The 24128-nt window shown below is 37.2% G+C and carries 20 protein-coding genes; 5 read left to right on the top strand and 15 right to left on the bottom strand.

Translation table 11 applies throughout. The features are described from left to right. Positions 1-33: 33 nt before the first annotated feature. The 14 genes from DKG80_RS19720 to DKG80_RS19655 all read right to left on the bottom strand — a co-directional run bounded on the left by DKG80_RS19720 (position 34) and on the right by DKG80_RS19655 (position 10069). Complete coding sequence (locus DKG80_RS19720; RefSeq protein ID WP_109833108.1) at positions 34-378, bottom strand: hypothetical protein; 345 nt, start codon at positions 376-378, stop codon at positions 34-36. Between the two features lie 51 nt (positions 379-429). Then, the gene (locus tag DKG80_RS19715) at positions 430-1167 is read right to left on the bottom strand and encodes a PA3715 family protein (protein ID WP_109833107.1); all 738 of its coding nucleotides are present in this window, start codon (positions 1165-1167) and stop codon (positions 430-432) included. Between the two features lie 21 nt (positions 1168-1188). After that, positions 1189-1935 (bottom strand): PA3715 family protein, encoded by a 747-nt coding sequence (locus tag DKG80_RS19710; RefSeq protein WP_162556008.1) that lies wholly within the window; start codon positions 1933-1935, stop codon positions 1189-1191. A 9-nt stretch (positions 1936-1944) separates the two neighbouring features. Further along, the gene (locus tag DKG80_RS19705) at positions 1945-2610 is read right to left on the bottom strand and encodes a hypothetical protein (RefSeq protein WP_109833105.1); all 666 of its coding nucleotides are present in this window, start codon (positions 2608-2610) and stop codon (positions 1945-1947) included. 154 nt (positions 2611-2764) lie between these two features. Beyond that, the gene (locus tag DKG80_RS19700; RefSeq protein ID WP_109833104.1) at positions 2765-3916 is read right to left on the bottom strand and encodes a leucine-rich repeat domain-containing protein; all 1152 of its coding nucleotides are present in this window, start codon (positions 3914-3916) and stop codon (positions 2765-2767) included. Positions 3917-3948: 32 nt separating this feature from the next. Continuing rightward, positions 3949-5553, bottom strand: a complete 1605-nt coding sequence (locus DKG80_RS19695; protein WP_162556007.1) for a hypothetical protein — start codon at positions 5551-5553, stop codon at positions 3949-3951. 4 nt (positions 5554-5557) lie between these two features. Beyond that, the gene (locus DKG80_RS19690; RefSeq protein ID WP_109833102.1) at positions 5558-6298 is read right to left on the bottom strand and encodes a hypothetical protein; all 741 of its coding nucleotides are present in this window, start codon (positions 6296-6298) and stop codon (positions 5558-5560) included. Continuing rightward, positions 6298-6663, bottom strand: coding sequence for a hypothetical protein (locus DKG80_RS19685; RefSeq protein WP_109833101.1), 366 nt, complete (start codon positions 6661-6663; stop codon positions 6298-6300). Before DKG80_RS19685 ends, DKG80_RS19690 begins: the two co-directional genes overlap by 1 nt. A gap of 36 nt (positions 6664-6699) precedes the next feature. Continuing rightward, the gene (locus tag DKG80_RS19680) at positions 6700-7113 is read right to left on the bottom strand and encodes a DUF2262 domain-containing protein (protein ID WP_109833100.1); all 414 of its coding nucleotides are present in this window, start codon (positions 7111-7113) and stop codon (positions 6700-6702) included. Between the two features lie 61 nt (positions 7114-7174). Then, on the bottom strand, positions 7175-7624 hold the full coding sequence (locus tag DKG80_RS19675; RefSeq protein WP_109833099.1) for a hypothetical protein: 450 nt from the start codon (positions 7622-7624) through the stop codon (positions 7175-7177). Then, positions 7617-8657 carry a DUF6438 domain-containing protein gene (locus DKG80_RS19670; RefSeq protein ID WP_162556006.1) on the bottom strand — a complete coding sequence of 347 codons (1041 nt, stop codon included), beginning with the start codon at positions 8655-8657 and terminating at the stop codon, positions 7617-7619. Before DKG80_RS19670 ends, DKG80_RS19675 begins: the two co-directional genes overlap by 8 nt. Before the next feature lie 40 nt (positions 8658-8697). After that, positions 8698-9198, bottom strand: a complete 501-nt coding sequence (locus DKG80_RS19665; protein WP_221409165.1) for a hypothetical protein — start codon at positions 9196-9198, stop codon at positions 8698-8700. Next, complete coding sequence (locus DKG80_RS19660) at positions 9195-9551, bottom strand: hypothetical protein (RefSeq protein WP_162556005.1); 357 nt, start codon at positions 9549-9551, stop codon at positions 9195-9197. The genes DKG80_RS19665 and DKG80_RS19660 overlap by 4 nt, the downstream gene beginning before the upstream one ends. A 95-nt stretch (positions 9552-9646) precedes the next feature. After that, a complete protein-coding gene (locus DKG80_RS19655; RefSeq protein WP_109833095.1) occupies positions 9647-10069 on the bottom strand; it encodes a hypothetical protein in 423 nt (140 codons plus the stop codon). Between the two features lie 284 nt (positions 10070-10353). On the opposite strand from DKG80_RS19655, the gene DKG80_RS19650 reads away from it, so the two are divergent. The 5 genes from DKG80_RS19650 to sov all read left to right on the top strand — a co-directional run bounded on the left by DKG80_RS19650 (position 10354) and on the right by sov (position 22723). After that, on the top strand, positions 10354-12561 hold the full coding sequence (locus tag DKG80_RS19650; protein WP_162556004.1) for a tetratricopeptide repeat protein: 2208 nt from the start codon (positions 10354-10356) through the stop codon (positions 12559-12561). Continuing rightward, positions 12539-13258: a LytR/AlgR family response regulator transcription factor gene (locus DKG80_RS19645; protein ID WP_109833093.1), complete on the top strand. Its 720-nt coding sequence runs from the start codon at positions 12539-12541 to the stop codon at positions 13256-13258. Before DKG80_RS19650 ends, DKG80_RS19645 begins: the two co-directional genes overlap by 23 nt. A 524-nt stretch (positions 13259-13782) precedes the next feature. After that, positions 13783-14880: a DUF4837 family protein gene (locus DKG80_RS19640; protein WP_109833092.1), complete on the top strand. Its 1098-nt coding sequence runs from the start codon at positions 13783-13785 to the stop codon at positions 14878-14880. Positions 14881-14886: 6 nt separating this feature from the next. Next, the gene (gene ruvA, locus DKG80_RS19635; protein ID WP_109833091.1) at positions 14887-15480 is read left to right on the top strand and encodes a Holliday junction branch migration protein RuvA; all 594 of its coding nucleotides are present in this window, start codon (positions 14887-14889) and stop codon (positions 15478-15480) included. A 22-nt stretch (positions 15481-15502) separates the two neighbouring features. After that, on the top strand, positions 15503-22723 hold the full coding sequence (gene sov / locus DKG80_RS19630; protein WP_162556003.1) for a T9SS outer membrane translocon Sov/SprA: 7221 nt from the start codon (positions 15503-15505) through the stop codon (positions 22721-22723). A gap of 20 nt (positions 22724-22743) precedes the next feature. Here the strand turns inward: sov and DKG80_RS19625 are convergent, their stop codons facing one another. After that, positions 22744-24069 (bottom strand): MFS transporter, encoded by a 1326-nt coding sequence (locus DKG80_RS19625; RefSeq protein WP_109833089.1) that lies wholly within the window; start codon positions 24067-24069, stop codon positions 22744-22746. Positions 24070-24128: the final 59 nt, after the last annotated feature.

Raw genomic sequence — 24128 nt, 5'->3', positions numbered from 1 at the left:
AGTATTTTCCATACTTAACATATTAAGCTCGCATTAGATCACATCAAATACAACTTCAAGCAAGTAATGAAGTAATACAAAACTGAATGCAATTATGAAGATAGCTAGAAAACGAATTAAAAACGGCCGGTTGCTATTCCTGACTCTTTTAGTCAAATAGAATATATCTAAAGTACCGTACACTAATGTCATAATACCTCCAGCAGCAGGGGCGATATACATTAAACCAATGTCATAAATAAGTTTCATTATTTTCATGAAGACGCTTTCTGGAGCAGTCAATTCGTGCCCAAAAAGCATAAACATGTAACCATAAAAGCTGGCAGTACCAATGATCAGACATGCGATATAAGTCGAAATGTGTTTAACAATCCTCATACTCTAGTTGTCTTTCTTACGGCTTTTGATAAACCAAGAATCATATTTATTCTAATGATAGTGTCCATGTTCATACTTCAGCACTTGTTTGTCTTTGGTTTTGGAAATAGTTTTTTCTTCACAATCTCCAGTTTGCGTCTCGTATGTCTTAGAGTCTACTTTAGTACTTTGAGATATAATATCGTTGTACCCATTCGTTGTATTTTCAGACATGATCAGAATCTTGGATGTATCTGAGTATCTACTAGCACATCTCCCATCATATTCTCCTTCGCTCTCTGAAATAAGCAACTCATTCAATATCCGCCTCAGGGATGATTCCTTATCTTTCACAAACAGCGTTAATGTCTGCTTACTATAAGGATTAGCTCTTGAATGTGCATAATACCCCAGTCTTATCCCAAATGCTCTTACCTCATTAGTAATCATATAAGGTGCAGTATCAATTGAGATACTATTTAGTTCTACAGCATCCGAATCCCATGTATAGGTAATATCACTTTCTACGTTACGATACTTAATTTTTGAAGTCTCGGTGTCAACTATAACTACATGACCACTTAACTCATAATGATATTCATCTACACTAATTATTTCTGGGATAACCATTATGGTTTCATCTGGATGGTTAGGGGTTTTCTTGATAGCAACCAATTCTTCCTTACATCTAGATAGTGGTATATCAAGCTGTAGCAGTACCTGATCAATTTGTTCATTTTGAGCATGCGCACTGAATATAATTAAAAACAGAACCAATATGAGTCCATTGTTTTTACTTTGAATTCGCATGATATGCGTAGTTAATGGAACTCATTGATATAAACCGTCTTTAAAAACCAATACCTTCGTTTTTTTTGTCGTGGTCATTGGTTTGGTATCACAATCTCCACTGCCATCGGTAATCATCTTGGAGGCTGTTATAGTATTCTTAGCAATGATGTCGTAAAAATCATTAGTCTTATGACTCGACATGATCAGTATCTTCTTTTCTGACACAAACTCTCCTTCACAATATCCATCCCATTCTCCTCCATATTCTTCTACTGGAAATTGTTTCAATACAGGGCGTAAAGAAGATTGATCCTTCACAAATAGTGTAATTGTTTTCTGACTGTAAGGGTTGACCTGTGAACTTCCATAATAGAATACTCTGATTCCAAAAGCTCTATTATCATTAGCTACCATATAAGGAGCTGTATCTATGGTGATTTTTCTTAATTCTACAGCATCAGAAACCCACTCATGAGTGCTAGCATCTTCAAAATAACTGTACTTGATTTCAGCTGTTTCCGTATCAATTACTACCACATGACAGTTGAAATAAGTCAAGCCTTCTTCTTGACTATCCTCCGTAGTTTCAAGGATAACAGCAATGGTCTCAGTCGGGTCATTTGGTTTTACTTTCGTAACTGCCAAATCCATACGACATTTTGACTCATCTAACGCAAGCTGTGCCAAGACTTTATCCAATTGGCTTTTTTGCTGCGCACGAAGATTAAGCCCTATTATTAGTAGGGCTATGATGAATGGCAACTGTTTTATTAATTTGATAGACATATCCATGAATTAATTCATATAAAAGCTTGCCGGCACAGCCATGCCTCTATTGTTTTCATCTATAAAACAAGGAATAATTCTATTTTCAGGAATCACCCTATTGGGTAAGTAATCACTATCTAGAATCACGTAACTACAGTAGATCTTAACATTACCGGTCAATACACTGGGTATATCTATAGAGAAAAACGAACTTCCACTTCCAAAGTCATCCATCATTTCATACAAAAAGTCTAAGCCCTCTATCTCCATATTCCTTATTTGCTCTCCTAATTCACTAACCCACTTCTCATCCAATCGATACTGTTCATCATTAGTGAATATCATCATAGATCCAGCCTGCGTTTCCGCATCTTTATTATAAAGTGCATTATTAGCCATGAGTACATATCCCACCGCCAGTGGGTATTCGTTCAGTTGACCAACAGAAGGTGATAGTTTTTCCATCACTAAGTAGGCTAGAAGCGCAAGAGATCCAAATACTATACATACCCAAATTGGTACTGGCAAAAAGAAAAAAAGAAGTAATGAAATGAAACTCAATACGATACCTCCCAACAGGACAATAACTAGCCATTTGCCTAATTCTCCATCGTTCTTTAAAAACTCTTTTGCTTTCTCCTTTGGTATGTCTCTTGGCGTTTGAGCCAATGCAGATAATTTTTCCTTATTCATTTATGATTTCTTTAAAGCTGATACCCTATCAGAATTCTCTCTCATCAAAGTAAATGTTCTAATAGTGTATTACGGTATGTCAATTAATATTCGTTAAGTATCAATAAATATTCGTAGTTAAACTCCATCTGACTGAAAGAAACACTTATGCTCCTTACAGTAGAACAGTGGGTACGCCTCCGTATCGAGAATTAAAATCCACTGTGATATGATCTGGTATTTTGCCCTCTATTTTTTTGATAGGATTATGAGTCAAATCGATATAGCACTTATTAACAATATTTGACATCCATTTTGGATCTACATCGTTGATGCAATTTCCATTGAGATGAATCTCTTCCATCTTAATCCAATTTGATGGAATATCGCAAATCTGATTTTTTGATAAGTACAATATCTTCAAGTTTTGTAGTGGTAGCTCGTTGACCTGCGATAGGCCATTTCCATCCAACATTAACACTTTAAGGTTTTTTAAATGATCTAGTCCCTCGATGGTTCTAACATTGGTAACAGCAAGACCCAGTTCTTTCAATTGATGCAATTTTTCGAGGCCTTCTATCTTTTCAACTTCTGTATATGAAAGGTCTAATTCCTCTAGCAATTCTAACTTCTCCAACCCTTCAATTTTTCTTATCTCATTATTGTGCAGAGAGAGCTTTTTTAAGCTCGTCAGGCTATCTAAGCCTTCGATCTTTTGTATTGAATTACAGTATAGGCTCAAGAATTCAAGGTTTCTAAATTTTTCTAAACCTTGAATTCTATCAAGTTTACACGTATCAAGCTTTAGTGTTTTAACCGAGTAATTTGTCGGAATATTATCTAGAATAATATCATCATTTCCACTCAAGTCTAGATATTCTAAGTGAGGAAGGTTTTCTAAACCTTCAATCCGAGTAAACCCAAAATTACTGGCTAAACTTAAATCAGTTAAGGAGGTAATCACTGGTAAGTGTATTGTCGAATCAATATCCAAACAAACAAGTACTAGCTTTTTTAAGTTGTTCAATAATTCTAAATCCTTGAAGTTTGAGATTGGATTATTATCTATTTCCAATTCTATAAGATTTTCAAATACTCCCAATTGCTCAATAGAACTGACTTTACAGTTTTCTAAAGATAGATGCGTTAAAGAACTTGCTATTGGGATCAGAGTATCTAGACTCTTGAGGTTTACATCACATAAATGTAAGTCAGTAACTAAACCGCGCTCATCTTCAATATAAAAACTACCAATATGATCGTAAGTAGATGATTCATGAATTTCTATTTTGAAATCTGCATTCAACTTCTTAATGAACTCGTTCATAATGAATAATATAAAAATCTCTTTTGTTTAAGTCACTCAACATCAAAATATTCCTCTCCATTTTTGGCCAACCATCCCCATCGACCATCAGGCAATTTAAATCGAGCAAAATGCTGATTAAAAGGTTCCAGTACTTTATATCGTGGTGTTTTACTGATCGGGTAATAACACTTCAAACCCTTTCTTTCCAGTAACAAAAGTGAAGTTTGCCCAATAATCTTATTGTATTCGAAAGGAAGAATAATATCTTCAAACATACCATGCAATACTCCGTACTTCCCCTTTTGCTTAGCAATAACCCAATATGGATCAAGAGCATCTACTTCAAAATCACTTCTATTATATCTTGTCTGATTATTGATCAGCTTAGCGTCTGAGAACTCGGTGTCAAAATGAAAGATATCCAACTTGGTTCTTCCCCAATCATCTGCATAATTCCAGACATTAAACTCTAAATTGTCAAACCCATAGTATTCAATTGTATCAATGTAAAAATGTCCAGGATCAAGTAACATTTTTAGATTTCTATCCGATAGATCTCGAACCAGATTATCAGAGTAATCAAATTCAACAAATGCGTATTGATTCGACTTGTAATATCCATTTCCCTTCTTATCCACCGGAGGAATAATCATTATATCATAAGGTAATAATCTATGGGTATATCCACAGATGAGACGACTAAAAGACCAAGATTTCTGTCTATTTCCCTTCCAGTCAATAAAATACATTTCGTTCTTTTTATCAATCACTTGCATTTGATCACCACAGGGAACAGCTACTTTCAATTGATGAGCAATAGATTGACCTTGATAATCAAACAATGAAATAGTATCATAAGAGTAGGCTCTAACTATTTTCTCATCAAGCTTTAAAGAATCGTAAATAGCTGGGATAATCTCTCGCTTGAACCTAGTAAACAACCCATATTTCCCATCAATTTTTATGCTATCAGTATCTTCCATCGTTTGACGTGAGAATAACAAAGAGTCGGTAGTGAAATCATGAGGGGATGGAGTCATGATCGAATCTTTTTCATAACTTCTTACACTTTTTGGAGCGACTAGATATTGACCTTGGTCAACCAATGGAAAAACGAAGTGAGTCGGCCTAATCTCCGTCAATGGACCGTCTTGAGAATCAACCTCGAAAATAGCTACAAATGTCAACTCATCAACTTGATATTCTTTCCAAGCATAATTGCTAATATGGTTAACTGTAATAGTTGAATTAGATGTATTATTCCATTGCCAACCGTACCTGACCAAAGCCATTCGATCTTCTTCAAAAAAAATAAAATCTCGATGTTTAGGCTCATCACTGTAATAAAAAGGGAGTCTGAGTTTTTTATCTAGCAAATCAGTTAAGCAATCCGCATTTCTTTTGAATCGATTATATGCACAAGAACTCCATTTACGTTCATTTCGCCAAGTATCAAAATACTCTGTAGCTGGAAAAGTATCGACTTGAACCTTTCCATTGTTAAGAATTATCTGCTTATAAAAACTAGTACTGTCGGTGACAATTCTGAGATAAATAGATTCATCAATAAAAATGGAGTCAATTTTCTGTGCGTGAACAAGTCCACCATAAAATATTAAGACTGAATAGAAGAAGTAAATCCGAAACTTCTTCATCACCCTAACCATCAAAACTCATTGAATATATTGTTTCACCATCAGTTTCAATATCCAATATATGATCCTCATTTATATCAGCACAGGTAATATCAGAATACACATTACCACCATCACCTACAGTAATCTTAACTCTATATACCTCTAAAGTATAGTACCAGTCCTCATCTGCCTTTCCTTGAACTTGTTCACTCAAATGGCTATTGTAATAGCGGATCAAATCTTCCTTACAATCAGCAAGCCAACGTAATTGAGTCAAAACAGCATCAAAGTGCTTCTCCAGTTTGTCATTAGGGGTTTGGATTTCTAACCTCTGGTGACCAAGTTTCTTATTGAATATGATGACTTCTTTTTCAATAAGTTTAAAGCTATTACTAGATTGACTTGACAAGATAAAATCCTCTATAGACACTTCAATAGGTATCAATTTTTCTTTGAGTTTTCTGATGTCTTTAATCACAAAAGTGTCTTTATGAGAAGAGGCTTTGTCTTTCATGACTTGGAACTTTGCTTTGTTTTTACGGATACTCAAATCAGCCGTGGCTGCAAATACATCATAGGCCGATTGATGAAAGCCAAGAAGGCTATAGATATTAGAAAGAATCAGGCTTTCGCTCTGAGTTTTATCTATCTCTTGTAGTTCATAGAGTAAGTCGTATAACTTCTCCACGCTGTCTCTAGACGCGTCTGATCTTCTAAATTCATTAGAAAACTCATTATAATCTTTGTGATAGTCCTTTTGCATTATTTGTTCAATTTTGCATTATCAATTTTTCTAGGAAGAAGTATCTCGAAGGATTCATCACCTCTACCAAATTCCACTCGATTGTCGTACCATTCTGCATCCCATATTTTAGAGACCCTTGGTGTATTAGTACTCTTGATTACTCTTTCTTGAACATTGTCTCTTAGATAAATTCTTCCCGGCAGATCACTACTCTGACCAGGCATCACCGGTAAGAAAATAGTATAGAAATGTTTCACAGCATAAACAGAAAACTGCCCATCTGGGGACTTTCCTCCATCTATTTCACCTCTTTCAAAAATTAAGAGAAATCCTGCTACAAACAACATTGATAGAAATAGTATGGCGAGTATAGTTTTTTTCATCTACCGAAATTGAATGTAAAACGACTCAACTAACCTTTAACCATACATCATAGCGCTATCAAATTTTTCTCCATCCAATGATTGGGCTATTAAAGAATGCCCATCAAACATATCATTGTCTGTATAGAAAATATCGACAGTATTTGACAAGAAATTAATCCCATCCAAAGTCAAATTCTGAATAAACTCTTTTGCTGTTAAGATCGGTTCATTATCCTCCCTCCAATTGTCATTGTAGGTTTCAAGAAAGTTATCAGCTAAAACCTGTTTGGCTTCTGCTTCATACTCCTCAAAACCGGCCAATATTTTATTGACTATCTCTAGTGTCTCACCTATCTCTAAATCATCCGGATCTATATCAATATCTATAGACTTTCCTTTTATGACAACTTGAGTTTTATAGCTACTTCCTAAATTCTTCTGTTTTAAATCTTCTAATCTTATACGCATATATCTACCGAATAAAGCCCCATACCTTAAGGAGGAATTAAACCAAAAACTATCGCTGAGATTAAACTTTACTTGTTAGCTGTATGGCATCCCCGTTGCCAAATCCAGAATGTCCTTGCAATGATGTGGGAACAGCCCAGTCCCAGCCTCCTGCCTTCCACCAGCATTCGGCACACCATTGTTTAGTCCAGTCCACTATTTTATCCACTAAGTCCATTTCTCCTTCATAAGCCTGAACATCAATCAAAGGCATATCTCGAGCCTCTTCTACCAAAGGAATATAAGTGATAACACTTCCCTCCAGATGTATTCCCATAGACAAAAAGCCATCCCCAAATTCATCTGGAAATATCTCTACAACAGCATTCGAAATACTTTCTTCAAACTTTCTATTTAGTACCGATTTGACTTCCAAAATCAATTGATTGGAGTATCTATCCAATTCTTGCTTGAAGACGCGCTCTATAGAATGCAATGGCATCCCTGTAGGTAGTCTTTTTTGCTTACTCATATTCTTTTATCCAGTTATGATGTTCTCTTAGGTTGAATAATCTATCGTAGAGCAACTTCAAACCATAGGTACCCTGTAAACCATAGTCACTGATAGTTTTTATCTTATTCTCACCGTAGTATATAGTCAACAATCCTTCTTGGTCATCTGTCCAGTCCACACTGTAGGAATCCTGCAAACTTGGGAAGTCCATATAGTTCAAAAGATTTGAATACTCTTCCCATATCTCTGCTGGCAACAGCATTTGAAACACTGTCGAATCATCCTCATCTTTAAAATTGTAAGCGACAGCCCGAAACATTGACTTAGTTTCTTTTTCTAAGCTTAAAGAAAAAACGGGGCATAATTCAGCACAGTAATCAGTTCTAAATTCTATTTTCCTAATTGAATAGCCAGTAGGTTTTGCATTGTATTCAATAAATCCACCATACTGGTAAATCAGCTTGACATTGGACAATCCTAACTGTTCAGAATTATCTGGATGATATTGCTGATAATATAAGTTTATGTAGCCCTGATCTGTCACCATTGGAAACACACAGTCTTGAAAAGCTCCATTTTTAGTAAGGGAATGTAATTCTAATGAATCATTCGGGTAGCTCATAACTGCTATTACACCAAACTGCTGACCCATTCCAATTACCAATAAATCCAAAAAGCCATTTTGGTCAAAATCTGTTTTATAGAATGACTGATCAATACCCAATGAATCTGCTATATTGACACAATCTTCACCTCCATGATGATAAAACTGTAGATCCTGAATTCTACTAGCTTTAAAACTTTTACCCCCAATACTATCAATTAGTATTTGCACGTCCTTTACAGTATTAATCGAATCAATAATAGTATAGTGTTCCAAACCATTTCCACTTATGGGCTTTTGATCTTGGCAAGCCGATAAACTTATCCCTATGAATAACAGTAGCCAAGTAAAGCATAGCGCAGATTTCTTAGTTTTTCTAGGGTAGAGCATACACTTGTATAAAGCTCGTTTAAGAGACCAACCAAAATCTATTGCTGAGCTGTTCAAACGTACTGTTTTGTGTCATTATCTTATGCATTCCGTATATTCAGACTTGAGATGAATCAGAGTCTTCTTTAGAACGAGCCTGTTGTATTCCTCTTTTGAAAGCCAGATAATCCTTTGTCGATTCAAAATAATCATGGAAAAACTGATACTTCTTTTTATCCGTCCTAGTATAAATCACAACAGATTCACCATCGTCTGAGTCATCTTTGAATTCATATTGATTGATGTCATCATATTTTACCTTGATCGATTCTCTCTTTTTCGGAAAAGTAAAGTAATCGTGACTCAACCTGATATCACCTCCACTACTAGTACCGTGCTGAATAAGCTGATATAGAGCATAGACCAAAATTACAACCCCTATCAAGGTAGTGACATAGTAGCTTGTGGGATATTCTAAAACCCGCAAAGACCTATATCGAATTCCTGCCTGGTACTCATAGCAGTAATACGACAAACCAAAAGAAGCTATTGCTGGTATGAATGTCTGAAAAGAAAAACTACTGACACTATGATATCTAAATGTATTTTGCTCCATCATTTCACCTCAATTTCTGTCAATAAGTTATTCACCTCTTGAGCTACGGCTACTTGAGAGCTAGAGATGATACTATTTACTATCATAGCCAATATTCCTCTCATAAGTGCTCTATCCAGAAACTTGTGAGGCGTAACTGGATGAATGTCAATGATAGAGGATTCTAGCAATTCAATTTTTGCTCCAGCTGTAGCTGATTTTTTCACGATAATACACTTTTTACCAATAGTCAGCATCAATGATCCATCGGTGATCCATTGGTCTGCTTCGATAGATATATCATAATCCATCTGACCCTTGAGGTACTCCATGATTTTTTCCAGTGAGTCATACTCTTTCAATAATTGCATTTTCATTTCGATAATGTTTTTGTGATATACAATCAACCTGTTAATGAAACTCCCCGACCCAAAGCACGGGGAATTAAACCCAAAAGGCTATCGCCCTGCGATTAGTCCATTTCCTGATCTACTCTTTGTGCTATTTCTACTAATTGAGGAGTGGCATCTAAAAAAACTTTAGAAGGTGTCAAGTAGTCGGTTGCTTGAGATGTAGATTGTTCTAGCTGAAAACCAACTACTTTTCCTGAATTAACATACCGAGTAATAAATTGGGTAGCACATTTACCGTATTCCCCTACTGGTAATGATAATATTCCTTCAAAATCTTCTTTTTCAAAGAATTCTAATAGTTGTGGTAAGTATTGTCTTTCGAAATACCTTACTCCAAATTGAGGTCTTTCTCCAGTCTCAACGTGCTTATGAAAAAAGTAAAATCTTGTTTTAAAGAACCCTGATTCTTTAATCAAAAATTTGAACATCTCTTTATGTTCCCCTGGGGCGACCTCCTCTGAGTGAATTACTTTCTGAGCCATGATTAAATATTAATTGTAAACCACTAGTATAATTCTTTATTGTAACCATTCAATAATCCAATGATTAAATATTTGTGCAACACCTATATGCTTAGTTCCAAGATGTATAGCTAAAACTTGAAGTGAAATTATACTAGACAGAGAAATGTTAAAACATCGGCTTTATATTCGCTGGGAACCAATAAATATTCGCCTCAGCGGAACTGATACCGGATGCTAACCATGGATTTATTGATTCAAATTACGAAATGACTGCAAACAATATTCTAATAAATAGACTCACAATGAATTCGAAAAAGGTTAATCTAATCATAGCTTTTTCAATCATTTCTTTTGCTGCACTAGCACAAGGTTCAACACTAGAGAGGATGGAATATAAATTGTCCAAGTATCAAAACGAAGACCGCGATAAAGTCGATCTATTGAATGCTATTATCTATGAAATATATGAAATAGATACATTCAGAGCTGATAGTTTGGTCCAAGTTGCTTTAGAACTAGAAGACAAATTGAACCTTGTAGTTAACAAAGCAGAAACACTTTATTACAAAGCGTATTTGGAAAAGAAAAAAGCCAACTATTCTGCTGCCCTATTGTATTTCAACCAGTCCCTGAGCACCTATGATTCTCTAGGTCAGGCAAGGGGAATTTCTTATACACTAAATGGTATTGGCAATGTTTACTACGCTCAAGGAGACTTCAATAAGGCCATTGAATATTATAAAAAATCTTACAAAACGGACCTGTTACTTAACGATCCAGTTGGCATAGCAGGTTCTCTTACTAATATAGCCAACATCTACGCTGAACAAGGCAAACAAAAGGAAGCACTAGAATATTACCTCAAGTCACTTGAGATCCAAAAGGACTTAAAAAATGAATATAGAGAAGCGAGGAACTTGATCAATATTGGAGTGACTTATACTGAAATGGGTGATTTCCCAAAGGCGCTCGAGTTCTTTAACAAGGCTGTCGCTATTTATGAAAAACCCGGAAACACCTATAGATCATTTATCCTATTAGAAAGCCTTGGAGTGTTGTATAAAGAATACAAGGAGTATGATAAAGCCCTATACTATTTCAACAAGGGGCTAGAAATGTGTGTGGCACAAGGTATGAAAAAAGAAATTGCATCCTATCTAAGCAATATTGGTAACGTACACAATGCTCAATCAAATTATGATAAAGCATTAGGGTATTACAATGAAGCATTGAAAATTGCAAAACAAATCAATGATAAGTCAAAGATAAGCAGGGTTCTAAATAATATAGCTGGCGTAGAAGTGCTGACGAAAGATTATGAACAAGCCTTAAAAAAGTATAAAAAAGCACAAGCCATCAATGAAACAATTGGCTACAAAAAAGAGCTGTTCAAAAACTATATAGGAATTGCTTTGATTCTCTATTCTAGAGAACAGTATGAAGAAGCACTTGAGTATGCACTCAAAAGTCAACAAATGGTAGATGAAATGGATCTACTACCCCCTAAGCGGAATTTTGCACAGTTACTCGCAAAAATATATGAGCAAATGGGTGACTTTGAAAAAGCATATGAAAGCTATCTACTTTTTAAAGTCTTAGATGACAGCCTTAACAATCATGAAACTATTAAAAAGATTTCAAAACTGGAATATGACTATATATATAAGGCCAGACTCGACTCTGCCAAAAAACGAGAACTGATATTGGTCGATGAGGTAAAAACCAAAGACGAAAGTTTAGAAGAATCTCAAAGGCAAACACTTGTAGCTATCACCATATTTTTTATCGTGGTTATGATGCTTGGCATTATTATTCTTTCACTTCGTCTTAGAAACATACAGTCAATAAACCAAAGCATTTTAATAGAGCAAAAGTTATTGCGCTCGCAGATGACTCCTCATTTTATATTCAATGCCATGTCAGTCTTACAAGGCATCATTCTCAATAAAGAATATAAGAAGTCAATCGTTTACCTCTCCAAGTTCTCTAGACTGCTACGATTGATCTTAGAAAACTCCAGAGACAAAACAGTCTTACTCGAGAAAGAAATCAGCGCAATCGAAAACTACTTGAACATTCAAAACATGGGGGCCAAAAACGAATATGATTATCATATCATAATGGATAGTGACATCGATCAAAAGAGTATTCTAATCCCACCGATGATGATTCAGCCCTTCATCGAGAACTCTATAGAACATGGATTCACAGAAAGTATAGAGAATAAAAAGATTGATGTGAACATTCAATTTGAAGGCGTCAAATTAGTCTGTACGATTCAAGACAATGGAGTGGGTATTGACGCTCATGACCAAAAAAGAACCCGTGAAAAAGAATCACTTTCTACCAGCATTACCAAGGAAAGGTTGCAAATAATGACCAAAGAGTTCAAGGTCCCTGCTGATGTATCCATTAAGGATAGATCTCTTGAAGGCGAGAGAGGAACCATTGTCACACTCATATTACCTTACAAAAAAACTAATACAGATGACTCGAGTATTAATAGTTGAAGATGAACCATATATCCGCAAAGGTTTAATCGAACTGATAGAATTACTTGACAAAGACCTTGTGATCATAGGAGAGTGTGGCTCTGTCAATGAAGCCATAGTAGTAACTAATGCTTCTAAACCCGATTTGATTTTCCTTGATATCAATCTTCCAGATGGAGATGCTTTTGATTTCATTGAAAAGACGAATCAAATGAGTCACCGAATTATTTTCACAACTGCTCATGAGAAATATGCGCTAAAAGCTCTAAAAAAAGGAGCTATCGACTATATCCTAAAGCCCGTGGATATTGAAGAGCTCGAAACAGCCGTAGACAAAGCACTAGCTTCACTGGCCTCAGACAATATAAAACCAGCACCTAAAAAGAAGGGGAACAATAAATTGATACTTAGCTTGCAAGATAGTTTTCAAGCCATTGACCTTCAAGAGTTGGTATACTGTATGTCTGACAAAGGTTATACTACCTTTTACCCTATTAATGGAAAACCAGTGATTGCTTCTAAACCATTGAAGGAATTTGAAGACCGGCTATTACAAGAAATGTTTGTCAGACCACATCAGTCCTATTTTGTCAATATGAATTACGTAGATCGATATGATAAAAATAACGGACACATTATCATGAAAAGTGGTCAAAAAATCCCCGTTTCCACACGTAAAAAAGACGAGTTTCTTGAGAGGTTCTTAAATGGGTAGAAAAAGGTATAATCCTTCTAATTACACAACTTGAATTTTTTACTTCTAATCAATTCGTACTTAAAACTTTTTCAGGACGCCTCAGATTCCAAATAAGATAATATATGAAAATAATGAAACATGCGTGTTTCATCATGCCCCGACTTCGGGGATTATAGAAACATACATGTTTTTCAAAACCCCTAACTCGGGGATACAAGAAACATGTATGTTTCTCCTTCCCCCGAGTTTACAGAAGGCTAATTCATGCATGTTTTAGCTTCCCCCAACTTCGGGGGACATAAAAACACACATGTTTCAACCTAAAACCACTAGATATTTGGTTCAAACACGTCTTCGTCTCCTTAGTTTTTTTTAAATTTTCGAACTTTTTCAGAATTGACTTCTGTCAATGGGAAAGATTAAAAGTTATCGAGTAGTCCTAGGACGCTCACCATTAAACAGTCCGCTATAGATTATACTTCTACCATTCGTTATTGAACTAGGCTTTTAATCTTGATCATCAGATCAAAACAACCATTTATATGTTAAAGAAAATAACTGTGCATACTCTAGTATGCCTGAGTCTACTGATCACTGCAGCATGTGGCGATCAGTCCAAATCTTCTAATAGCAGTAGCAGCAATGAAAAGTCATACCTACCAAAAGCTGCTGGAGAGGCCAATGCTATATTAGTGGTAATGGACACCACGCAATGGAATGGCCCTGTTGGTGATGCCATCCGCGATATCTACAGCGAGTATGTCCCTGGTCTTCCCCAAGACGAACCTTACTTTAAAGTTCGTAATGTCAACCCTCTGAAGTTTGCCAATGTTCTAAAAACAGCTACCAACATCATCATGGTATCGACGCTGGATAGAAAAGGAAGAATGGCTCGTAAAATGAGAGAGTTTTTCACCGACGAATCATTGAAAGCCATTCAAAAAGATTCCTCGTTGTTCTTGATGAAAAAGCAAAATGTATATGCTAATGGTCAAGAAATGCTACACCTGTTTGGTCAAAACGACGAACAATTGATCAATCACCTCAAACAGAATAAGGCTAAACTAAGAGGTCACTACATCGAAGTAGAAAGAAAGAGGCTGGAAAGTTCGTTGTTCAAGGTCAGAGAAAAAGGCATTGAAAAGAAAATGGAGGAAAACGGTTTCAGAATGAGCATCCCATATGGCTACGACTTAGCCAAAGCTTTACCCGACTTCTACTGGGTGAGACAACTAGATGCTGAATATGAGAAAAATATCATCATACACTACAAGACCTACGACTCGATGGATCCATTCGAAGATGTGATGGCATTCAGAGAAGAAATCACATCTGCGTATATGCGAGATGTGCAGAAACCTGAAATCTACATGACTACGCAGCCATACAAAGCTTCTATCAAAGAAATCAGCTTTCATGGCAAATACGCTAAAGAATGCCGAGCACTTTGGAAATTGAGTGATATATCTGCCGGAGGGCCATTTGTCAGTTATGTTTTTGTAGATGAATCTCAAAGAAGACTTTATTATATAGAAGGCTATGTTTATAGCCCAGGAGAAGACAAGCGTCTACCGATGCAAGAAATGGAATTGATTCTTCAGAGTTTCAAATCTGGAGATGAACTCAAAACGAATTCTTAAGAAGTTATGATATCATATTTAGCAGGGAAGTTTGAGGCGATGGATCCAACACACGTCATTATAGACGTGAATGGTGTGGGATATCATGTGAATATTTCGTTGATCACTTATGGTCAAGTCAAAGAGCTAAAGGAAGGAAGACTGTATACACACTTCCACGTCAAAGAAGATGCGCACACGCTGTACGGATTTTTCGAAGAAAGTGAAAGAAAGCGTTTCCGTCAATTAACCTCCATCTCTGGAGTGGGTCCGTCAACAGGAATCATGATATTGAGTTCATTGACACCAGAAGAAATACACTCGGCCATCATCAATAGTGACGTAAAGACCATTAGTTCTGTGAAAGGTATAGGGCAAAAGACAGCTCAGCGTATAATTCTGGAATTGAAAGACAAGATGAGCAAGGAGGAACTGGAAGCAGGCAACCCAATAATCTCTCTAGTAGCAAACAATACTTTGAAAACAGAAGCGTTAGCTGCATTGACTACATTGGGAATCGCCAAAGCTACTGCTGAAAAGTCTATCGATCAGATTATTAAGCAAAATGGACCAGAGATTAGTCTTGAAGATTTAATTAAATTCGCCCTCAAACGAGCCTAAACTTAACTGTTCATACTGAGCATTGACCACTTTAAATACCCAAATAACGATATTACTGTGTCTTCTGTTAGGAAGTTCCGCGACCCTGTATGCTCAAGAATCAGTACCTTCTGATTCTACTACAGTAAAAGAAACTCCTAAAGGATACGTTCCCTCCACGCGACCTAATATCAATCAAACCGACAGATACGGCGATCCATTTTCTACGCGACAGAGTTCCTCACCATTGTTGTTTGGAGATCCATCTGGGCTGACGATGGATGTGGAGATTGATACATCAATGAACTATACGATTCAGGAGAAGCTGGGAGAGGTTCCCTACCGTCCTAAAACTACAATGTCATTTGATGAATATCAGGAGTATCAAGAAAGTAGATCAAATAGAGACTTTATGAAAGCCAAGGCCGCTGGCTTAGACGGAGAGAGTGCTGTTAGTGCGAGAAGGCTGATCCCCAAACTTTATATCAGTCCTGTATTTGACAGAATATTTGGAGGTAATTATGTAGACATCGAACCTACAGGTTTTGTCACGATGGACTTTGGTGGACAATGGCAAAAGGTACAGAACCCATCCGTTCCCATTAATCAACAGCGAAATGGCGGATTCCAGTATGATCAACAGATCTCTATGAATGTTGTAGGTAAAGTCGGTGAAAAACTCCAAATCACGGCCAATTTTGATAACAACAACACCTTCGACTTTCAAAACAACTTAAAGATCGAATACACTGGCTACGAAGAGGACATCATCAAGAAAATCGAAATTGGTAATGTAAGTATGCCAGTTACCAACTCCCTCATGTCAGGAAGTGAAAGTCTATTTGGTATCAAAACACAGTTGCAATTTGGTAAACTCTATGTAACCGCCTTAGCTTCTAGACAACAAGGTACCGCCAAGTCAGAGGTCTTCAATGAAAGCGGTGCTACTGGAGCAGATGCAGAAGATCGGTTCGCCTTCAATGCTACTCGGTACGATGAATACAAACACTTTTTCCTCGGACATTATTTCCGTGATAACTATGAAAAATGGCTGTCAGAATTACCTAACGTCCAGTCTGGACTGATCATTCAAAACATTCAGGTTTATAAAATAACAAACTCAAGTACAGGACAGACGAGTGGACTACAAAATGTGATTGCATTAACTGACCTTGGAGAGAAGGTTAGAATTGGTAATGAAGATGCTGTAAATCCTAGTGCAGGCAATCAATCCGAGACCGATAACGCTGCCAATGACCTTTTCAGTGGAGTACAAGGCATTCCAAACATTAGAGATGTCAACCTAGCAGGCGAGGGCTTGAAAGCATACGGTCTTGCAGAAAATGTGGATTATACTTTGGGTAGAAATGTAACGATCCTTGATCCTACACAGTACGACCTGAAAGAGCAGTTGGGATACATTACTCTTCGATCACCTCTGAATGAAGGAGAGGCATTGGCGGTTTCGTTCGAATATGTACAAGGAACACAGAGATACCAAGTCGGAGAAGTACCAAGTAGTAATCAAACTGGCAGTACCGATGAACCTATCATCATGAAGCTTTTGAAATCTCCCCAGCAAAACTTAGACAAACCTATTTGGGACTTGGCTATGAAAAATGTCTATACACTAGCGAACGCTTCCGGACTGAACGAATCCAACTTCAAACTTAAAATCAGATACAAAGACCCAAATACAAACACCAAGAACGAGTTCATGCAAGAAGGGGAGAACAATGGTAAGACATGGGTAAGAATATTAGGTTTGGATCAATTAAATGCTACTGGTGACAATGGTCGTGGGGGTGATGGTAAGTTTGACTTTATCGAAGACGTGACATTTGATGTAGAAAATGGTGCAGTAATTTTTCCAGTCCTAGAACCATTCGGCAAGACACTACAAGATTCTTTAGCCAACGACAGCGAAACAATCCGACAGAAATATGTCTTCAACGAATTGTACGAACAAACTAAAAACAACGCGCGACAACTTACCAATAAGGATCGATTCCAGTTAGTTCCAGAATACGAAAACCAAGTATCAAACGAGTTTTATTTAGAAGGCTTCAATATCGCTGAAGGCTCTGTAATTGTGAAAAGTGGTAGCCAAGTACTATCCGAAGGTACTGACTATACTGTACAATACTCTAATGGAACCGCAGTCGTTCGACTGAATGAACAATGGGCCAACTCTGGAGATGAAATTCAAATAGACTATGAAGAAACAGACGTTTTCACATTTAGTTCTAAATGGTTGACAGGTGCACGACTTGATTATCAATTCAATGAAAATTTCAATATCGGTGCTACTGTATTACACTTAAGTGAAAGGACTGGAGGGGTTAGCCGATTTACTATAGGCAATGAACCTGTAAAAAACACACAGTATGGATTTGATGTCAATTTCACAGATGACTCTAGATTTCTAACCAAAGCAGTCGACGCTCTTCCGTTGATCAGTACGAAAGAAAAATCTACAGTTACTTTCAACGGTGAATTCGCACAGTTACTTCCGGGTACTTCCAACAAAGTAAATGGAGCAGGCACAGCCTACTTAGATGACTTTGAAAATACTACAACACCATATCAACTAGGTGGCGGAAATTTAGGATGGAAACTAGGTTCTACACCTGAAGGGAGAGGATTTAGAGATGGAGAAGATTCAGATCCACTAGCCTATAATTACCGTCGTGCGAAAATGGCATGGTATACCATCGATCGTAGTTTCTATATCTCTGGAGGCCAGAGACCTGGGAATATTGAAGATGAAGATTTAGAAAACTATTTCGTAAAACCAATTTATCCTCAAGACCTCTTCAACATCGACCCCAATGTGGTCAATGTAAACGAGCCAGTTTTTGAAGTAGCTTATTTCCCGACAGAAAGAGGGCCTTACAACTATAACAATCGTAGAGCGGAATTTAGAGAGGATGAAGAGTTTGCGGGGTTCTTCAATGATGGAGTAGCTGAAAGTAACTTCGGAGCTATTGCTCGGGCACTTCCTACTCAAGACCCTGATTTTACCAAAGAGCAAAATATCGAGTACATCGAATTTTGGTTAATGGATCCATTTGAGGACCCTGATGATCCGAGCGATGATTTAAACTATCAAATTCTAGATGGTAATTACAATGAGATAAACAGAGACTTAAATGGTAGGCTTATTTTTCACCTTGGTCAAATATCTGAAGACCTGATACCTGATGGCGTTCCAGGGGCTGAAAATGGACTGCCAACTGATGGGAGCACTGCTGGTACCCAAAATACTATCTGGGGTAAAGTAAATAATGATGTTCCTCTTTCTGATTTCTTCGATGCCAATGGGTCTTCTAGAACCAATCAGGACCTTGGATTTGATGGATTAAATGAAGAAGAAGAGGCCAGTAAGTTTCAGGATCATTTAGGAGATTTATTTAGTTATGTTTCTGGTGATCCATCACAAGATGATTTTACCTTCTATCTCGACCCTGAATATGATGAGAATAATGCCAAGATTGTAGAGAGATACAAGAACTTCAACAATATGGAGAATAATTCTCCAGTAGCTTCAAATAATGACGGTTTTGCTTCCTCTGCCACCAACAAACCCGATCGAGAAGATTTGGATGAAAACGCCAACTTCATCACCAGTGAAGATTACTTTGAATACGAAATCAATATTCGACCTACGGATTTAGATATTTCACACCCTTACATTGTGGATCGAACCATCGATAGAAGCGTTGGAGTTGAATGGTATCAATTCAGAATTCCTATTCAAAGTCCTACAGGATCACACGGTAGTCCGTCAATAACGAACATGCAGTTTATTAGACTTTATATGACGGGATGGACTAGACCTGTCATCTTGAGAATGGCCAATTTCCAATTGGTCGGTTCTCAATGGAGAAAATTTGCCGGCAATCTATTGAATCCTGGCGCAGGAGTAGTTCCAGAACCAAGTGCTGGTGACTTTGATGTTTCTACAGTCAATGTAGAGCAAAATGGCTCTTCATTAAATGGAAAACCTCCATACGTCGTTCCTCCCGGGATAAATAGAGATTTAGACAATTCTACCGCTGTTACTAGACGAGTCAATGAACAGTCTCTAAGACTGTGTGTAGAAAATTTAGAAGATGGTGATGCCAGAGCTGTTTTTAAAAATACTCTTGGCCTTAGCCTTGTAAACTTCCAACGATTGAAAATGTTCTTTCACGCAGAAAGAGTAAGAGATGATGTTTCGCTTTTAGATGATGAAGTTGCTGCTTTCTTAAGACTTGGTCTCGACGAAGAAAACTATTATGAAATAGAACTTCCATTAAAAGTCACTCCTGATAATTTAAATGCCCAAGGCGGTGAATTAGCTAGATTAGTTTGGCCTGCTGAAAACGAAATTGACATTGCACTGAGTGAACTATATGAACTCAAGGCGGAGAGAAATTTAGGTGGCATTGATATTATTCAGACCTATGAAAAAATATCCGAAAGGAACTCTCGCTACAGACTAAAAATCAAGGGTAATCCTCTTCTTAGCGAAATCGGTAGGATGATGATTGGAGTAAGAAACTTGAGGTCAACAGATGGGCTTGATAAATCAGTATGCATATGGGCCAATGAACTAAGATCGAGTGATGTAGATAATATTAAAGGGTGGGCTGCAAGAGCAAACCTTGGAGTAGGCCTGGCTGACTTCGCTCAACTCAATGGATCTACTCAATATGTTTCAGCTGGTTTTGGAGGGGTTCAAGACAGAGTAGGGGAAAGAACCAAAGAAGAAACTTTCCAATACGATGTCTCTGCCCAAGTAGAATTGGATAAAATGATCCCAGGCAAAACCGGTATCAAAGTACCTATGTTTGTCAGTCATGGAAAGAGAAAAGTGACTCCTTTGTTTGACCCATTCAATACAGATATTCCTCTTCAAGACGTAATCAATTCTAGAGAAACCAAAAGTGAACGGGAGAATTATAGAAACGAGGTTATTCAGCAAGAAAGAAATAGAAGTATCAACTTTATGAATGTCCGAAAGGAGAAAGTAAACCCTGAGGCTAAATCAAGAGTGTATGACATTGAAAATTTTGCTTTCAGCTATTCCTACTCAGACAGCAAATTCACAGACTACAATGTAGATCACGATATTACAAAATCATACTTCGGTAGTATATCTTATCAGTTCAGCCCAAAAGTACCAGCCATACAACCTTTTCAAGAGAGTGGAGCTTTTTCAAGCCCATACTTACAACTTATCAAGGATATCAATTTAAATCCACTGCCAAATAATTTCAGTGTCAGAGCATCTGCAAACAGGGACTACAATCGTAGACAACTCCAGCAGTTCCAAAACGGAGTGTTTACCACCAATTTTAATGACCCTATTTATTTGAAAACATTTTACATGGACAGGGTTTATACGCTTAGATGGAATATTTTCCAAAACCTTGCCCTCAGCTACAATGCTAATGTTAACGCCATCGTGGACGAATATGACGAATCATTAAAAAATGCTGATGGCAATCCATTTTATACCCAATCACAGTTAGAAGATTACATGTGGGATAATTTTTGGAAAATGGGGCGTGTCAAAAACTATAACCAGACAGTGAGTGGCAATTACAGATTACCTCTTGATAAAATTCCATTGACGGATTGGATCAGCGGTGACTATAGATATTCTGTTGACTACAACTGGGCTGGCGGTAATACACAACTAGAAGCAGAAACGAACAGAATATTTGCTCCGTATGGTAACGAAATCAGCAATAATCGAACACAGGATATCTCGGGAAAGCTTGATTTCAACAAGCTATATAATAAGAGTGAAATGCTGCGAAAAATCAACCGCCCACCAAGAAGGTCTAGAAGAAGTAGAACTGACACAACCAAGCAAATGAGCAAGGGAACTAAAAATTTACTCAGATTCATGATGATGGTGAAGTCGGTAAATTTCACGTGGAGTAAGAGAGAGAGTACCAATCTTCCAGGTTTTGAGCCTTCACCGTATATGCTGGGTCTAGACGAAGCTTTTAAAGCTCCTGGTGCTGCTTTCATATTCGGAAGTCAGGACATTGGAATTCGACATATGGCATCAGATAATGGCTGGCTAACTACGAACACGAATTTGACGATTCCTTTTGGGCAAAGTTTGACGAAAGAGTTTACACTTAGATCAACTATAGAGCCCTTCAAAGACTTTAAGATTCAGTTGGATATGCGTAAAAATAATACGGCTAACTATGCAGAAATCTACAGGGCAGATAGCACCGGAGTTTTCAACACCATATCACCAACAAGAACGGGAAGTTATACGATTACATTTCTTCCAATAAGAACTCATTTTGGAAAAGATGGATCTAATAATTCGTCTAAACCATTCAGTACATTTGAAACCAATAGAGGAATTATTCAACAACGCCTTAATTCAACCGTTCGAGGTGCTGAATATGGAATTAATTCTCAAGATGTTCTAATACCAGCATTCATTGCTGCCTATACTGGCAAGAGTGTAAATGATGTTTCAGTAAACCCGATTCCAAAAACTCCTATGCCTAACTGGAGATTAGACTATGCAGGATTAAGCAAAATTCCTTCTCTCAAAGAAGTATTCTCAAGTGTCAGTATTACACATGCATATACTTCTACTTTTAGTATCTCAAACTATGCTAATGCTTCTCAATATAGTGTTGAAGGTGAGTATGATGATATACTTAGTGTCAATAATGACATTCAAAATTATCCTAAAGCGACTATTTCGGAAAGAGAAGGTGATACCGAATTTCTTGTTCCTGTTTATACTATTAGTCAAGTAAGGGTTTCTGAACGTTTTGCTCCGCTAATTGGAATCAACTTACGTACTCGAGGAGGTATAACTTTCAGAATAGATCACAGTAGAGAAAGAAACTTATTACTCGATTTAACATCAAATAAACAAGTAACTGAGCAACGAAGTAAAGATTATACTTTCGATTTTGGCTGGACCAAAAGCAACTGGAAGTTTCCTTTTAGAATCAAAGGGCGAGTAACGACAGTAAAAAATGAAATTCAATTTAGAATGGCAGTAACTGTACGAAACACTGAAACCTTTCAAAGGAAACTAGAAGAACTAGCTGAACTTACTGAAGGAAATCTTAACTATAACCTCCGCCCTACATTGAATTATGTGATAAATCAACGATTAAGCATGATGATGTATTTCCAAAAGACTATCAACGAGCCTAAGCTTTCAAACTCTTTCCCTCGTATCAGTTCTGACTTTGGAGTACAAGTTCGCTTCAACTTATCAAATTGATATTCGATTTTAAAGCGGCTTTAGTTTCGATATTTCTCTTGAGGATTATTAGCCCAAAATGAAAGGGTAGTCATTATTGTAAAAATTCCAATACATATCCACCCTGCAAGACCATAGCTACCTTGATATGATAACGACCAACTGAAAAGCTTAGGGCCTATGGCACTAGCCAATACAATGTATGTTACAGCATGACCGCTAATTGCTCCTAAGTGAAGCTTACCAAAATATCGAGGCCAAGTCACAGAAAGTACTACACTGTAAAGCCCCATCAAAATACCATTTCCAAAAATCAGTAGATATTTTGCAATCCATACTTCACCAAGTGTAATCAGCCCAACCAAAGCGATAATGGCTCCAAGGCCTTTTATGTAGAGTAAGTATTTGAGACGAATATAATCACTGAGTCTACTGACTGATAGGGTGATCAACACCGCAACTACCGACGACGGTAAGAACAGCTGTACAGCGTCAGACCTAGTTAAACCAACAGTTTCAAATATCGAGGTAATATTAAAAGTCAAACCAGTCACATACATGGCTTGTACAGATAGCATAATCGTAAAAACCCAAAAAGAAAATGTTCGTCTCGCTTCAGGAAGGGTAAATTCTTTAATTACAGGAAATAGATTCTTTTTCTGTTTTTCAGAGATGACATAATCACCATCCATTTTCAATCCACTTGCCTCTGGATTATCTCTATAAAATATTACTATATACAGTGTAAACCCTATCCCAACTATGGCAGCCAAAACGACCCAAGCCATTCTCCAACTATAACTTTGGATCAAAAACTCGAAAAAGACTGGTGCAGATGAAAACCCTAGTGAGGTAGCCACATTGCTAAACCCAAGAGCAGTGCCTCGACGTTTTTCAAACCACTTCATCATCATATTTCGAGAGACCATAGTCAACGCCCCCTGTCCGGAAAACCGAAGAATAAAGAAACCAAAGAACATGAATACTACCTTGCCTAGCCAACTAGCACCTGTACCTAAAACGAACTCAATGATCTTATCCGATTGACTAAGATATAGAAGTATCATACCCATGATCAATGTTGATATAACAGCAATAGGTCTAGCGCCATACTGATCATACTTTTTACCCACCCAGGTCAATAGCATCGCGCTAGTAATTGTTCCCCACAAGTAGGCGGTAGTGAGATTATCTCTAGAAATATCAACGCTACTAATAAGGCTATCTGTGAATGTAGATACACCCATGGTCTGACCAGGAATACTCATCAGAATACCGGCAGTACCACTAAAAATAATTACCCAACCATAAAAAAAAGGCCATTTCTGCGGGTGAAATGGCCAGTTTGAAAGTTTATTCTTATTCAATATTGAAATGTCTAGCTAAGCATAACGGAATAAATAGACATAGGTTGGACTATTATGCA

The sequence above is a fragment of the Reichenbachiella versicolor genome, assembly GCF_003171675.1.
Taxonomy (GTDB): domain Bacteria; phylum Bacteroidota; class Bacteroidia; order Cytophagales; family Cyclobacteriaceae; genus Reichenbachiella; species Reichenbachiella versicolor.
This window is presented reverse-complemented; position numbering and strand designations above follow the sequence as displayed.